Genomic DNA, 14,146 nt, shown 5'->3' on the forward strand with positions numbered 1-14,146 from the left:
GTTGATGTCTCACGAATAGGTACAAATGTAGTCAAAGACAAAACAGTAGCCCCGATAGATCTAATCTTTTGGGACTATTCTTGAATATGAAAATTAAACGTCAAGAAAGACTAGGTTAAGAAGTGTATTTCAAAATACAAAGCTCCCTAAACCTTTTCTTAACCTACAGGCTCCAATTGGCGAACATCGGTGACTTGACCTGTGACCGCCGCCGAAACAACCATTGCTGGGCTCATCAGCAGCGTACGCCCAGAAGACGAGCCCTGCCGTCCTTTGAAGTTTCGATTAGAAGAGGAGGCACTGATTTGACTCCCCTGTAGCTTATCGGGGTTCATTGCCAAACACATAGAGCAGCCTGGTTCACGCCACTCAAACCCTGCTGCTTCAAAAATTTTATCTAACCCTTCAGCTTCAGCCTCTATTTTCACTCGCTCTGAGCCCGGCACAACGAAAGCTTTAACCCCAGAGGCAACATGACGACCCTGAGCTACCCTAGCAGCTTCTTGCAAATCGCTTAACCGGCCGTTGGTACAGCTACCGATAAAGCAAACATCGATCTTAGTTCCCTCAATCTGCTGTCCCGGCGAGAGCTGCATATACCGATAGGCTTCCTCAGCGATAGGGCGTTCATCTTCTGGCATTGTTTCCGGTGTGGGAATAGGCTCATTCACACCGATGCCTTGTCCAGGCGTGATACCCCAGGTCACCGTAGGGACAATCTCTGCTGCCTCAAACTTCACGACATCATCGTAATCAGCATCTGGATCGCTACGCAAACTCTCCCACCAGGCAACGGCCTGATCCCACTGCTCAGCTTGAGGAGCAAAGTCACGTCCTTTTATATAGTCATAGGTGACTTGGTCTGGGTTGACATAGCCGCAGCGCGCACCGCCTTCAATCGACATATTGCATAGCGTCATCCGGCCTTCCATCGACAGGCTTTCGATTGCGCTACCTGCAAATTCGTAAGCAAAGCCAACTCCTCCTTTCACACCTAGCTTACGAATGATGTGCAAGATAATATCTTTGGCGAATACGCCTTCAGGCAGTTCACCATTCACTTCAATCCGGCGGACTTTAAGCTTGGCTAAGGCCAGGGTTTGGGAAGCCAGGACATCTCGGACTTGGCTGGTACCAATACCGAATGCGATCGCGCCGAAAGCACCATGTGTAGAGGTATGACTATCACCACATGCGATGGTCATGCCAGGCTGCGTCAGTCCTTGCTCTGGAGCGATCACATGCACAATTCCTTGAGATCCAGATCCCACGTTGAAAAAGCGAATTCCATGCTCAGCAGTATTTGCCTCTAGGGCAGTCATCATCTTCTCTGCCATCGGATCGGCAAAGGGGCGAGACTGGTCTTCTGTCGGTACGATGTGATCGACCGTTGCCACTGTGCGATCGGGGTACATCACCTTCAGCCCACGCTCGTTTAGCATGGCAAAGGCTTGCGGGCTAGTCACCTCGTGGATCAGGTGCAGGCCGATGAACAGCTGAGTTTGGCCAGAAGGCAGCGTGCCTACGGTATGTGCGTCCCAAACTTTGTCGAAGAGTGTGCCTTTGCTCATAGTGATAATGGGCTCAAAGAATTGATGAAAGTGAGTAAACTGAACTTCAGTTCTCCATAGTAGACTATGAGCTTTACTCGTGGTGGACACAGCTACGATACTCAATCAAATCTCAATATCTGGCAGCGAGTCGAGGTTTCGCGGCGAGGGAACAGCTACTGATTTCAACAACGAGGCTAAGGTGACGCTTCATGAAGTAGTCAGCTACAACCAAGAACGAAAAGATAAAAACTGAAGAACTCACCAAAGCTCCAAATCGAAATACTAAGCTGAATACTCGTGCCCCAGCCTCAGCTATTTTATCAGTTAGCAATAAGCAGTAGCTTTGAGTCTCTGAGTACAGCCTTAATAGCACGGTTGTTCAGCGCTTTCGCTCTCTTACAATTGACTCATTCTTTTTTTACCCACCACGCTAAACGCGGTTTAAAGGGCCGCAGTCATTTGGAGGTTTTGACCCAATGGCAGAACAATTGATAGCAGTAGCTGTGGCAAATGATGGGACCATAGCCGCTCATGCAGGTAGAGCTTTGCAGTGGCAAGTCTATGCCATTCTTGGCGAAGCTGCTCCATGCCTAGCCTGGACATTGGATTTAACTCGCTTCGGCTGTCTTCATGAATGGCATGTGCGAGGTGATGGTGATCGTCATCCCCTGCATTTTGTTGATATTGCTGTTGCAGCGTCTGCGGGTGAGGGCGTGCGAAGAAGACTACAACAGCGAGAAACAGAGCTAATAACCACCCGTGAGGCGGATCCCATCCAGGCGATCACAGCCTATCTAGAGGGAAGCTTACCCAAAGGATTGCCCCACGAGAAAGTGGCGTGCCATTCTCATTAAACCGGTCTTACTCCCAATGCTTTCGATGTCTTGCCCTCCAACCGCTGCTTCTCCATCTTGGTTCTCTGTATCTGGCCCAGCTCAAGCATGGCTGACGGCAGCTGCTCATACTTGGGAAGATACCAAAACCTCTGAGCAGTATATTCAACAGGCACTGGCTCAGCCAGGGAGTGAACTGGATGTGCTAGTAAGTGCCTATCGCTACTACTTCTATAAGAATCAGAACCAAAAGGCGCTAGACATAGCAGTTGCAGTGATTGAACACATTCAACAGTCTGAACAGTAAAATGATCTTAAACCGATTTTGTTAGCTCGTCTCGATGACGAAATCGTACGGCTTTACCAGAACGCTTACGTGGCGTCAGGACTACTCTTAGCCCGTCTGGGGAATATGTTCGAAGCAGAGCGCATTGCGAACCAGGTTAGACAGCTTAATGCTAAAGAGTTTGGAGCTGACGTTCTTTTCAGCATTTGCGATTCTTCTGCCGATGACGATAACCAGGACTGAGACGAGGATTCACTGATGGCAGCTGTTGACTTTTACGAGAAACCAGGTTGTATCGGCAATGCAAAGCAAAAAAGATTTCTATGGAATGCGGGTCACGTCCTGACGGTACATAATCTGCTGACGGAACCTTGGACACCTGAAACCCTACGCCCATTCTTTGGGGATCTGCCTGTGTCTGACTGGTTCAATCCCACAGCTCCACCGATCACTCGAGGGGAGATTTGTCCGCAGCGGATAGAGGCTGATGCTGCTCTATTGGCAATGGTGGGACAGCTAATTCTGATTCGGCGACCGTTACTACAAGTGGGCGATCGCAAGATGGCTGGCTTCGATTTGGCTGTGATCGATCGCTGGGTTGGCCTCGCTGCTGACAGCGATTGGAAGCAGGATGTGCAAACCTGTCCCCGTACCGCTAGCAGCTCCTCCAGCTAGCAGAATCTCACGGCGCACGGCAAAAATTGCCTACCCTTTTGTTAGTGCATTAGTGACATTTGCTGTTTCCGTCAGCTTGAGGTAAATTACTTCCACAAGGAATAGCTGCAGGCTGAGGCAGAGCCCAACATGTCGCACTTAACGGATACTTTCTTATAGCTTTAGGCTGAGTGACTCGCGATGCACTTAGGCGTAGCCTTCTCTGTGAGTATGCATCCGCACATTGCTATATTAAATTTTTGCAGCTTGCTTACCCCGCGCGTAAGCTTGGTCAAAGAGCAATTCCAGCTCGGAGTGCGTTCCTCGAATCTGATCGATTACTGCTTTCCCCCACTCTAAATAGTCGTCAATTCGAGTGCCTGACCAATCATCGGGTGGGGAAGTCGCGATATCTCTCAGGTTAGCGGTTTTATCAGCAAGCTTGACTAGCCTGGCGCGATCGCTCAACCCTGCGGCGTGATCAATCTGTTGTTGTTTTCGCACTGTCTTTGGCAAAGACTTATCATCTGACAACTCTGCTACGACTTCTTTAACGGCCTTTCCAAACTGTTGTTCTAGTTCCTCGAGGGTCGTTGCTGTATCTTCTACTGTGTCGTGTAACAAAGCTGCAATCAAAACAACTTCGTCACTGATACCTGCTTCGAGCAGCAGAATGCAAGCCACTGCAATCGGATGATTGATGTAGGGCGTCTGCGCTAGGTCCTTTCGTCTCTGGTTACGGTGCTTTCTCGCGGCAAAGTCGAGCGCCTTGAGAAAGTCCCTTCCAAGGAATTTCGATGAACGAAATTCTGATGAACTTTTGAACAGCTCGCTGGTCACTGCTAAAGCACGCCCTTGGAACTTGGAATAGCCCCGGCTCTACGAGGATCGACTTCTGTCGCCATCCGCATCGCTCTAGCAAATGCTTTGAAAGCAGCCTCAATAATGTGATGAGAGTTGATACCGTCTAGCTGACGAATGTGCAGCGTCATCTGTGCGTGGTTGACAATAGCCACAAAAAACTCACGCACTAGCTGCGTATCATAGGTACCCACTCGCTGGGTGGGAATTTCTAGGCCATAGCTAAGGTGAGGGCGACCCGAAAAATCTAGAGAGATTTGAACGAGTGCTTCGTCTAGTGGGGCGATGAAGTGACCAAATCGGGTGATGCCTTTGCGATCGCCTAGCGCCTGACGCAGTGCCATCCCTAACGTGATACCGACATCTTCATTCGTATGGTGGTCGTCGATTTCGATATCGCCTGTAGCCCGCACCTCTAGATCGAATAAGCCGTGAGAGGCAATCTGATGCAGCATGTGGTCTAGGAAAGGAACCCCTGTATCAGCGGTGCACTTTCCAGTTCCATCCACGTTCAGCGTTACCTGTACATCCGTTTCCTTTGTCGTTCGACTGACCGACGCTGTTCTGTCTGTTTGTGAGGTGGGTTGAGAAGGGGAGGTGGGCGACGTTGTCGTTGAAAACGAACTTGCCGAAACCGAGTGAGTACTAGAGACCATAGTGTGTAGTAAAGTTTGCGCCGTAGGTAGACCAGCTTTTTCGGGCCAGAAGATACTTTGGTGACTTCTCAATTCTACGACCTTAGTTAGGATACCTACAAAAAACTCAGTCCCAGCCTTTCCTTCAGCGTAATTATTCTCAACGAGAAATTGAACCTCACTGCTAAAACCCGCATAATAAAGCCATATTCCTATTGAGCGAGGCTAGAATCCTATGTCTATTAGTGAACTCAATCACTTTATGACTTATGTGATAGATGGCTGGGCGCTGTTCAGCATAGGATCTATCAGCATCGGCTTTATTTCATTTGTCTCACGCCGTATCCAAGAAGACATCGCGGCTGAGTCGCTAGCGCTCTCACAAAAGAGTGAGGTAGAGGTCATAGAAGGGGCCGAAGCGAAGGTCGAGACAACAGTTGGGTCAGAAGCCAAGGCAGAAACAGAAGCTATAGAAGCTGCGGACGCTGCCAGGCTTGAGGAAGTCGCAGCCGTCTCTGAACAGCTTGCTAAAACAAAAGACACCCAGCCTGATGGTTCTGTCTCTGTATCGATATAGGTGCTTTAGCCATGACTATATCTGGAAACGTCAACAATATGAGTGGTGGGGTATTCCGGAGTACTGGATAGTCGATCGTCATCGGGCTAAAGTGACGGTATTGGTGCTTGTAGAGGGCGTATATCGAGAGACTGTCTACACAGGTAAGACCCCAATTCGCTCGGCGAGCTTTCCAGATTTAGTGATTACCCTAGAAGATATGCCGGGCTAGCTCAAGCGATACTTACTTCTCTAGCCTCCCCTCTCCCAGGACGGTTGTTTGAACCAATCTTGCAAGAATGTAGTGAGTAGCTGAATTTTTGTTGAGAGATGCCGATTCGTGGCATAGCAGAGTCTAGCAGTGAGTTCTAGGGGGCGATAGTTTGGCAATATGATACTCAACTCGTTTGATCTAAGAGCGTCGCCAATGATGAAGGTTGGTAGTAGGGCGATGCCAACCCCTGCGATCGCACTTTCTCTGAGAACCTCTCCGTTATTGGAGTAGCCCCGACATTTTATAGGAATCGTGTAAGTCTTATCTGGGCCGACGAGCCGCCATTTACTACCTGTGGCTAAGTGACCGTAGTGCAGGCAGTGGTGCTGTTTTAGATCCTCTAGGCGAGTAGGCGTACCGTGAGCTTTTAGATAGTTAGGCGCAGCGCAAAGGACCCGGCGGATGGGAGCTATCTTATGGGTGATCAACGCTTCTTCCTCTACTGCGGCGGCAATTCGCAGTGTCACGTCAAAGCCTTCTTCAATCAGATCGACAAAGCGATCGCTGAGCGTCATCTGAACCTTGATGTCAGGATATTGATACATGAATTGGGCGATCGCTTCCGCTAAATGCATCGTCCCAAACGACATCGGTGCATTGATCCGCAGCGTTCCCTTCGGTTGCATCTGCATTTGCGTCACCGATAGCTCTGCTGCTTTCACCTCCGCCAAAATGTCTACGCATCGCTCATAATACGCCCGGCCCATATCTGTCGGACTGACCCGCCGTGTTGTTCGCTGTAATAGCTGTACATCCAAATCTTGCTCTAGCTGAGCCACTAGCTTATTTACCACCGATCGAGATAGTCCTAAATGTCTTCCTGCTGCCGCGAACCCGCTATGGTTTACTACCTCGACAAAGGTCCGCATACTTTCTAACTTGTCCATCAATACGACCGCATTCGTTAAGGTTATTGTATCTAATATAAATACAATATGTGCATAAAATAACCTATTGTATTTATATCGAAGTCAGTTCATAATAGAAACAAGCAAACAGACGTTTCTATGGAGTAAAGAGAAGATAATGTTAGCCATTCGCAAAGCTACAGATCGCGGCACTTCAAACTTCGGCTGGTTGGATAGTAGGCACACCTTTTCCTTTGGTGGCTACATGGACCCACGCAATATGGGCTTTAGTGACCTACGTGTCATCAACGAGGACCGCGTTGCTCCTGGTGCTGGTTTTGGCACCCATGGTCATCGCGATATGGAAATCATCTCCTATGTGATCGAGGGCGAACTAGCCCACAGAGATAGTATGGGTACAGGCTCGGTCATTCGTCCTGGCGATGTGCAACGGATGAGCGCAGGCACAGGGGTCACCCATAGCGAAATGAACGCTTCCAAAGAGAATCCCGTACATTTCTTGCAGATATGGATCTTGCCTGAAACCAAAGGTCTAGCCCCTAGCTATGAGCAAAACCACTTCGCGCCTGAGACTCGTCAGGATCAGTGGAAACTTGTGGGTTCGCGCGATGGTAGAGAGGGTTCTGTGACTATTCATCAAGATGTCAGTCTGTATGCTGCCACCCTCAGCGAAGGTGCAAAAATCAGCTATGAACTAGCACCCAATCGCAAGGCCTGGCTGCAGGTTGTCAAAGGATCGCTACAGTTGGATGGTCAAACTTTAACAGCTGGCGACGGTCTCGCCTTTGCAGATCTAGATACGCTTTCGGTTTTAGGATCTGATGAGAGTACAGAGATTCTACTGTTTGACTTAGCTGCCTAGCTGATTCGTGTGTAGAGGGTATGTCCTTCATGCCCTCTACTCTCGTTTCTATAACTTACAACCACTACAATCAACAATCGCAACTCATGAAAATTCTAAGAATTGACTCTAGTGCTAGATACGAGAATTCTGTTAGTCGTCAGCTAGTAGACGAGCTGATCGAAAAACTACAGAAAGATAGCGATACAGAAGTTGCTACTCGAGATGTCGCGAAAGGATTACCTTTTGTTGATGAGCCAATGGTTGTTGCTTACAACACGCCTGAAGAAGATCGCACACCAGAACAAAAAGAGATCCTAGAACTTTCGAATCAGCTAGTTTCAGAACTGCAGTCTGCAGATGTGATAGTCATGGGCGTGCCTATCTACAACTTCTCAGTACCCGCTGCGCTGAAGGCTTACATCGATTTGGTCGCTAGAGCAGGATTAACATTTGAGTATTCTTCACAAGGACCGAAAGGGCTGTTACGCGATCGCAAAACATACATAATCATCACTTCAGGCGGCACTCCAGTCGGCAGCGAGATCGACTACACCAGTGGCTATCTGAAGCACTTTTTCAGCTTCCTTGGCATCACTGACGTAGAAATTATCGCTGCCGACAGTCTTTCTCGAACGGGCTCAGACAAACTCACTCAAGTCCGTCAGCAAATTTTGAGTAATGTCGCTTGACCTTATTTCCTATGACTCTATTTCTAGTATCAAGCTGGGGTAAACCTGCGTTTTGGACATGCAGATGTTTACTAAGAAGCTATAGTCTTTCAAGCGGCCATAGTCTTTCAAGTAGTTATAGTCTTTCAAGCAGCCATGGTCTTTAGCACCCCTCTGACACTGTCATCACTCACCTGATCGGTCACAAACGCCTTGCCGATCCGCTCTGGTAATACAAAACGAACTTTGCCTTCCTTTACCTTTTTGTCACTTCTAAGCGCAACTAAGATTTCTTCAATATCGATATCTTCAGGTAAACGAATCGGTAGCTGCGTTTTTTCTAACAGAACCTGCTGTCTTTGAGTCGCGGCTTGGTTCCACGCGCTTCCAGTTACGGCTTCAGCAATCTTTGCGGCAGCGACCATCCCAATACCAACCGCTTCGCCGTGATTGATTTTGCTGTAGCCTGTCAAACTCTCTACCGCATGACCGACCGTGTGTCCATAGTTCAAAATGGCGCGAATGCCTGCTTCTTTCACATCCTGGCTAACAACATCTGCTTTGGCTTGGCAAGAGTGCGTCAGCATTGTTTGTAGCAGTTCATCACTGACTTTGGCATAGTCATCTAGTCGCTCAGCTGCTTCTAGCTTTTCAAACAGCGGCTGGTCCCAAATTACGCCGTACTTAATCACTTCCGAAACGCCCGCCCGAAACTCTCGAACTGGTAAGGTCTCTAGTACTTGTGGATCGATTAAGACTAGCCTAGGTTGATGGAATGCGCCAATTAGATTCTTACCTTTGGGATGGTTAACGCCAGTTTTGCCGCCCATCGAGGCATCGACCATCGCCAAAAGAGATGTTGGCACTTGCACCACTGAGATGCCGCGTAGCCATGAAGCAGCCGCAAATCCGGTCATATCTCCAATCACCCCACCCCCAAGGGCAACCATTGCTGAACTGCGCTCTAGTCGATTTTCGTAGGCGGCATCATGGATTTGGGCGATAGAGGCCATGGTTTTGTACTGCTCACCTGCAGGGAGAATGCAGTGAGAAACGTCGTAGCCTACCTGAGTAAGTGAGGCGATCGCCCGCGCTCCATACAGATCGAACACTATCGGGTTTGAGACAACTAACACCTTTTGCCCCGGCTTAACCAACGGCCCGTTTTCAATCGCTAACCAGGGACCTAGGTAATCCAAACCACCCGGCGTAATTCGAATATCGTAGGGATCTTGAGGAATATTGACGCGGATAGTTGTCTTCATGGCTATTGAATAGTTTCTCTCAAGTGAGCTAGCGAGTCTTTGCCGTAATGTTAAGCTGCGCAATCTTTGTGTAAAGGTTTGTGTTTCAATTGAAAGGTATTCGAAACCAGTTTAGGAGATAACCATGGGCGCAGTAATTTATGTTGTGTGGCTAGCCGTACTATTCGCGGCAGCAATGGGACTTTACTTTGGCCTGCGAGCAGTTAAGCTCATTTAGTTACTTGAGTAGTTTATTTGTTCAAGGTTTCAATCATTCAAACTCTATATCTTCAAAGTCTATATCGGAGTGAGAGTGGAGATACACTTGTGCTTTCCTACGTTGTGTCTCCTAATCGCGCTATTCGATTGCCCTAGTCGTGATTGAATAGTGATTGGAAAAACTAATCTAGAGATACTTCTGAAGAAGTAAAGACAGTTTTTCTTTAGTAGCTTCAGGCGCTTTGTCTAGAGGCGTGATAATTGCGAATTTTAGGGCGGAGTGTGCTTCGGATTCTGGTGGCATCTGATCTAGTCGCCGCACAATCTCTTTGATGACCTGCTGAGCGTTGATCGCGTTTTTCTGTAGGTTGCCGATCACCATCTCTACGGTGACACTATCGTGATCTGGGTGCCAGCAGTCGTAGTCGGTGACTAATGCTAACGTGGCATAGGCTATCTCAGCTTCTCTAGCAAGCTTAGCTTCTGGTAAGTTTGTCATGCCAACTACAGTCGCACCCCAACTCCGGTACAGGTTTGATTCAGCCTTGGTCGAAAAGGCTGGACCCTCCATACATACATAAGTGCCACCCCTGTGAAGGGCGACACCTTCGAGATTTTGACTTTCTACCGCGTCAGCAACTACCGCTGCTAGGTGAGTACATACCGGCTCGCCAAAGGAAATGTGACCGACTAAGCCTTCTCCAAAGAAAGTAGAGATGCGATTTTTAGTCCGGTCGATGAACTGGTCGGGAACAACCATATCAACCGGCTTAGCTTCTGCTTTTAAAGAGCCTACAGCCGAAGCAGAAATCAAATACTCTACGCCTAGACTCTTCATTGCGTAGATGTTAGCTCGAAAAGGCAGCTCGGATGGTATCAAAGTATGCCCCCGCCCGTGACGAGCCAGAAATGCGACAGCAATTCCCTCGATTTTGCCAACGATGAGTGCATCAGAAGGGTCACCGAACGGTGTTTCAACCCTGACTTCTTGAATATTGGTTAGGGCATCCATATTGTAGAGCCCACTGCCACCGATAATGCCGATCTTGACCGGATACTCTACACCCAACGTGCCAGAACTAACCATTAGTTTCTCCTATCAGACTGTCAAATGGAATTCTAGCGTTTGTGCCTGTCTTTCAATGGACATTTTGCGGTTGACGATAGATATTTGATGAACATTGGTTCAGCCAGTGCCTTAACGTACTGTGACACTGACCATACAACAGATCAACAAACCTTCAGGAGGCCAAACCTCAAGAGGCTTAACCAGCTTTAGAACCAATTTGCAGCTCTAGCTACTAGGTCTTTGTATACTTTTCTCAGGTGTTGATTGTAGTAGCCATAGACCCGTATAAGTTAGTCCTGAGTCATCCGGTCGGACTAATAATAAGTGAAGTCCATTAGCTGCAATTTTTCGTTCTGTGAAGGTTCGAGCAGCTTCGGCAACCGCTTCGTCCTCGAACGTCGCCATGATCCAGCGCTCAACCAACCCTGCCTCTAACAACAGCCCATCTGGAGTGCCGGCTATGTACTGTAGCATGACAGGATTTACCGACTGTAGCCACTGAGCAAGTCCTAGCGACTGCCTGCCGCCATCGATCACTACACCAGGAATCAGCAGCGTGCTGGGTAAGCCAAGACGAATGGGCATCAACTCGGCTGGAACCGTTTGAACAGGAATTGGTTCATAGCTTAGCCTTTGTAGCTCATCTGTGCTGATAGCAGCAAACTGCCACCCTTCGCCCATCAGATGCTCGGCAATTGGCACGGGGGCAGGACGCTCTAATGCAATGGGTTCGTAGCTTTGTTTTGTATAGCTTTTCAGAGTTGGGTACCAAGCGGCTCGCTGCAGCAGCCACCGTTTGAGGGTAGGAACATCACGCCTGGAACGAACTTTAACAGGTAGATTACGGCAGGCCACCTCAACTAGGCTGACGGTCTGCGGACGAAAGATCTCTATGTCGTTAGGCCACCCCCCGGCGCGATCGCTAGCTATTTCTAGCTGGTGACGTATCCAAGGCGCATTTGCCTCACTCTGGATACAAAACTCACCATAGGTAAAGCTCAGCGTTTCGTCGCAGATCAGCAGCTCCCAGAGCGGGTTACCCTGGCTGTCTTTTAGCGGACGGCGGTAAAAATCAAGTTGCCAAGGCATAGAAGAGCCGTAAAAAAGATGAACAACCTCATCGTTCATCGCTTTATCTACGATACCAAGGCCGCGACCGGTTCAGTCTTAACCTCGGTATGCGGAAAATATTGCTGGTCTACGTATTGTGCCACCATGCGATCGGTATTAAAGAACGGGGCTATGCTGCTGATTGAAGCCTTCATCATCCGCAGCCAGCCAGGGGAAATGCCGCTGTGATCACGCTTGTAATATAGCCTAGCAATATCGCGCTCTAGCAAGTTATAAATCACTTCTGCGTCTCTAGCATCTTGAGCATCTTGTGCGTAGCTATCGGATTCGGGGGTGTTACCTAGACTCGTAATGGCTGTATCACCGATGGCCCAGCCATTGATTCCAGGTCGATAACCTTCATACCACCAGCCGTCTAAAATACCTAGATTTAAGCCTCCGTTGAGCGCAACTTTTTGACCGCCAATTCCTGAGGCTTCTAAGGTTCGTCTGGCGGTGCTTAGCCATAGATCAACGCCCTGGACCATCAGCTTGCTCGTATAGAGGTCATAATTTTCAATAAAGGCTACGCGATCGCGTAAGTCAGGATGACGGCTCCATTCCATAATCCGCTGGATAATCCGCTTGCCGCCGTCGTCGTCAGGATGGGCTTTACCAGCAAAGATAATCTGAACCGGACGCTTGGGATGAGCCACAATTTGAGTGAGATGATGTAGATCTCGAAACAGCAAGTCGCTACGTTTATAAACGCTAAACCGACGAGCTACGCCTACGGTCAAGACGTTAGGATCGAGCAGACGGGCGACCGCATTAATATCATCTTGGGCTTCACCTCTAGCTAGGCGAGACTGGAGGATACGATCACGCGTGTAGGCAACTAACCGTGCCTTCAAAATGCTGTGCCGATGCCAAAGTTGAGTATTCGGAATCGTCTCTACCCGCTTCCACTGGTCAGCGCGAGTCAGTGACTGAGCCCATTCGGGGCCAACATACTTATCGAATAAATCACCAATCAAAGGTGCTACCCAGCTACGCACGTGAACGCCATTGGTGATGTGGCCGATAGGTACCGCTTCTACTGGCTGCTGGGGATAGAGATCGCGCCATAGCTGACGAGATGTGTGTCCGTGACGTTCGCTGACGCCGTTAGCTGATTGGGTCAGTCGTAAGGCCAATCTGGTTAAGCTGAATTGGTCATTTTCTTTACCTAACTGTCCAAGCGCTAGAATTTGATCGGCAGATACGCCCGTGTTTTGCATATAGGCAGCCAAGGCTTCGCTGATATTACTGGCTGGGAAAGTATTGCCAAAAGGAACTGGTGTATGGGTGGTAAATCGAGCGCGATCACGCACTGCCTGCTGTAATTCATCGAATTCTAGTCCAGTCTCTTCTCGAGCCTGTCGGGCAATTTCTAGGAGTGCAAAGGCTGGATGCACCTCGTTCAGGTGATACAGTACTGGCTCTATGCCTAGCGCCTGCAACGCTCTCACACCACCGATGCCCAACAGCATTGCCTGCCCTAGCTGTATAGATGGATTGCCGTTGTATAGATGCCCAGTCAGCTCGCGATCGCGCTCATCATTCTCCATCAGATCGCTATCTAATAAATACAGCGTGCTTCGACCTAGCTGCGTCTTCCACACTCGCGCTTTGACCGAGCGCTTACCAATAGCGACCTTCACCGTAATCGGCTGACCAAATTCATTACACACCGCTAATAGCGGCAGATTCTCGATGTCGTTATCGACATAGTTCGCCTGCTGCCAACCACTGCGATTTAGCTTTTGCTGAAAATACCCTTGCTTGTACAGCAGCCCCATGCCTACTGCAGGCATACCTAAATCCGATGCCGACTTCAGGTAATCTCCTGCTAAGACACCTAGTCCCCCGCAGTAAATCGGTAGTGACTCATGGACGCCGAATTCTATACAAAGATATGCCACTGGATGGTCTCCAGAGACTTCAGGAACTTCGCGACTTGCCCAGGTTCCCTCTGCACTCAGATAGTGATCTAGCTGCGCGGCCAGCTTTTCTAGCCGAGTGAGATAGTTAGGATCTTCGGCTATCTGCCAAAGCCGGTCATGAGAAACCTTATTTAATAGGGCTACTGGATTATGGTTACACTGCTGCCATAGACCTGGATCGATAGAGCTGAACAGCGAGACTCTTTCAGGTGTCCAGCTCCACCAGTAGTTATAGGCAAAATCAGCCAAACGCCTCACGGGGTCGGGTAGCTTAGCACTTAGTTGACTAATCTCGTTCATGTTAATCGCAGTGAAGGGATGAAATCAGCAGAGTTCACAGGTTACATTTGTCAGTGACATTCGTTGGAGCGAACTTCTTTCAAGCGTCTCTCAAAATCAAGAGTCATATAGAGGAGAGTTATATAGAGCCCTTGAGACAGTAAACCCTCATAAAGCAACAGGTTTCTGACTTACTAAGAAAAATTCCTCTATTGGCAAACATACCAGCCAAACTGCGCGGTTTTAGTATGCGGTTGCCAGAAGTCT

General features: G+C 48.8%; 17 protein-coding genes. 9 read left to right on the plus strand and 8 right to left on the minus strand.

The genetic code is table 11. The features are described from left to right. Positions 1-158: 158 nt before the first annotated feature. Positions 159-1,571 carry a 3-isopropylmalate dehydratase large subunit gene (leuC, locus tag S7335_RS10545; RefSeq protein ID WP_006457650.1) on the minus strand — a complete coding sequence of 471 codons (1,413 nt, stop codon included), beginning with the start codon at positions 1,569-1,571 and terminating at the stop codon, positions 159-161. A 458-nt stretch (positions 1,572-2,029) separates the two neighbouring features. Between leuC and S7335_RS10550 the strand changes: the two genes are divergently transcribed. From S7335_RS10550 to S7335_RS10560, 4 genes are all read left to right on the plus strand, one after another. Next, entirely contained in the window at positions 2,030-2,407 is a 378-nt protein-coding gene (locus tag S7335_RS10550; RefSeq protein WP_006457293.1) for a hypothetical protein, read from the plus strand. 25 nt (positions 2,408-2,432) lie between these two features. Then, positions 2,433-2,693 carry a hypothetical protein gene (locus S7335_RS27290; protein WP_050765830.1) on the plus strand — a complete coding sequence of 87 codons (261 nt, stop codon included), beginning with the start codon at positions 2,433-2,435 and terminating at the stop codon, positions 2,691-2,693. A gap of 69 nt (positions 2,694-2,762) precedes the next feature. Then, positions 2,763-2,915, plus strand: a complete 153-nt coding sequence (locus tag S7335_RS28805) for a hypothetical protein (RefSeq protein ID WP_227499984.1) — start codon at positions 2,763-2,765, stop codon at positions 2,913-2,915. 15 nt (positions 2,916-2,930) lie between these two features. Continuing rightward, on the plus strand, positions 2,931-3,347 hold the full coding sequence (locus S7335_RS10560) for a hypothetical protein (RefSeq protein ID WP_006457574.1): 417 nt from the start codon (positions 2,931-2,933) through the stop codon (positions 3,345-3,347). 231 nt (positions 3,348-3,578) lie between these two features. Here S7335_RS10560 and S7335_RS10565 read toward each other — a convergent pair whose 3' ends face one another. Continuing rightward, a complete protein-coding gene (locus S7335_RS10565; protein ID WP_006455280.1) occupies positions 3,579-4,166 on the minus strand; it encodes an HD domain-containing protein in 588 nt (195 codons plus the stop codon). 2 nt (positions 4,167-4,168) lie between these two features. Next, on the minus strand, positions 4,169-4,843 hold the full coding sequence (gene hisB / locus S7335_RS10570; RefSeq protein ID WP_006457158.1) for an imidazoleglycerol-phosphate dehydratase HisB: 675 nt from the start codon (positions 4,841-4,843) through the stop codon (positions 4,169-4,171). A 214-nt stretch (positions 4,844-5,057) separates the two neighbouring features. Between hisB and S7335_RS10575 the strand changes: the two genes are divergently transcribed. Together S7335_RS10575 and S7335_RS26795 are read left to right on the plus strand one after the other, a co-directional pair. Continuing rightward, positions 5,058-5,399, plus strand: coding sequence for a hypothetical protein (locus S7335_RS10575; RefSeq protein ID WP_006456839.1), 342 nt, complete (start codon positions 5,058-5,060; stop codon positions 5,397-5,399). Next, positions 5,374-5,610, plus strand: a complete 237-nt coding sequence (locus S7335_RS26795; protein ID WP_071776926.1) for a Uma2 family endonuclease — start codon at positions 5,374-5,376, stop codon at positions 5,608-5,610. Before S7335_RS10575 ends, S7335_RS26795 begins: the two co-directional genes overlap by 26 nt. Before the next feature lie 20 nt (positions 5,611-5,630). On the opposite strand, the gene S7335_RS10580 is transcribed toward S7335_RS26795, so the two are convergent. Next, a complete protein-coding gene (locus tag S7335_RS10580; RefSeq protein ID WP_006455100.1) occupies positions 5,631-6,539 on the minus strand; it encodes a LysR family transcriptional regulator in 909 nt (302 codons plus the stop codon). A 139-nt stretch (positions 6,540-6,678) separates the two neighbouring features. Between S7335_RS10580 and S7335_RS10585 the strand changes: the two genes are divergently transcribed. Beyond that, the gene (locus S7335_RS10585; protein WP_006455837.1) at positions 6,679-7,383 is read left to right on the plus strand and encodes a pirin family protein; all 705 of its coding nucleotides are present in this window, start codon (positions 6,679-6,681) and stop codon (positions 7,381-7,383) included. Positions 7,384-7,469: 86 nt separating this feature from the next. Then, the gene (locus tag S7335_RS10590; RefSeq protein ID WP_006457344.1) at positions 7,470-8,054 is read left to right on the plus strand and encodes an FMN-dependent NADH-azoreductase; all 585 of its coding nucleotides are present in this window, start codon (positions 7,470-7,472) and stop codon (positions 8,052-8,054) included. Between the two features lie 125 nt (positions 8,055-8,179). On the opposite strand, the gene aroB is transcribed toward S7335_RS10590, so the two are convergent. Continuing rightward, positions 8,180-9,298 (minus strand): 3-dehydroquinate synthase, encoded by a 1,119-nt coding sequence (gene aroB, locus S7335_RS10595; RefSeq protein ID WP_006456593.1) that lies wholly within the window; start codon positions 9,296-9,298, stop codon positions 8,180-8,182. Positions 9,299-9,422: 124 nt separating this feature from the next. Here aroB and S7335_RS26800 point away from each other — a divergent pair, with 124 nt between their 5' ends. Continuing rightward, positions 9,423-9,515, plus strand: a complete 93-nt coding sequence (locus tag S7335_RS26800) for a cytochrome b6-f complex subunit PetL (RefSeq protein WP_071776927.1) — start codon at positions 9,423-9,425, stop codon at positions 9,513-9,515. Positions 9,516-9,683: 168 nt separating this feature from the next. Here the strand turns inward: S7335_RS26800 and S7335_RS10600 are convergent, their stop codons facing one another. From S7335_RS10600 to glgP, 3 genes are all read right to left on the minus strand, one after another. Then, a complete protein-coding gene (locus tag S7335_RS10600; RefSeq protein ID WP_006456692.1) occupies positions 9,684-10,583 on the minus strand; it encodes an S-methyl-5'-thioadenosine phosphorylase in 900 nt (299 codons plus the stop codon). A 207-nt stretch (positions 10,584-10,790) separates the two neighbouring features. Beyond that, positions 10,791-11,654, minus strand: a complete 864-nt coding sequence (locus S7335_RS10605) for a Tab2/Atab2 family RNA-binding protein (RefSeq protein WP_038017921.1) — start codon at positions 11,652-11,654, stop codon at positions 10,791-10,793. A gap of 47 nt (positions 11,655-11,701) precedes the next feature. Beyond that, positions 11,702-13,900, minus strand: coding sequence for an alpha-glucan family phosphorylase (gene glgP / locus S7335_RS10610; protein ID WP_006453400.1), 2,199 nt, complete (start codon positions 13,898-13,900; stop codon positions 11,702-11,704). Positions 13,901-14,146: the final 246 nt, after the last annotated feature.

This window comes from Synechococcus sp. PCC 7335 (genome assembly GCF_000155595.1).
Taxonomy (GTDB): domain Bacteria; phylum Cyanobacteriota; class Cyanobacteriia; order Phormidesmidales; family Phormidesmidaceae; genus Phormidesmis.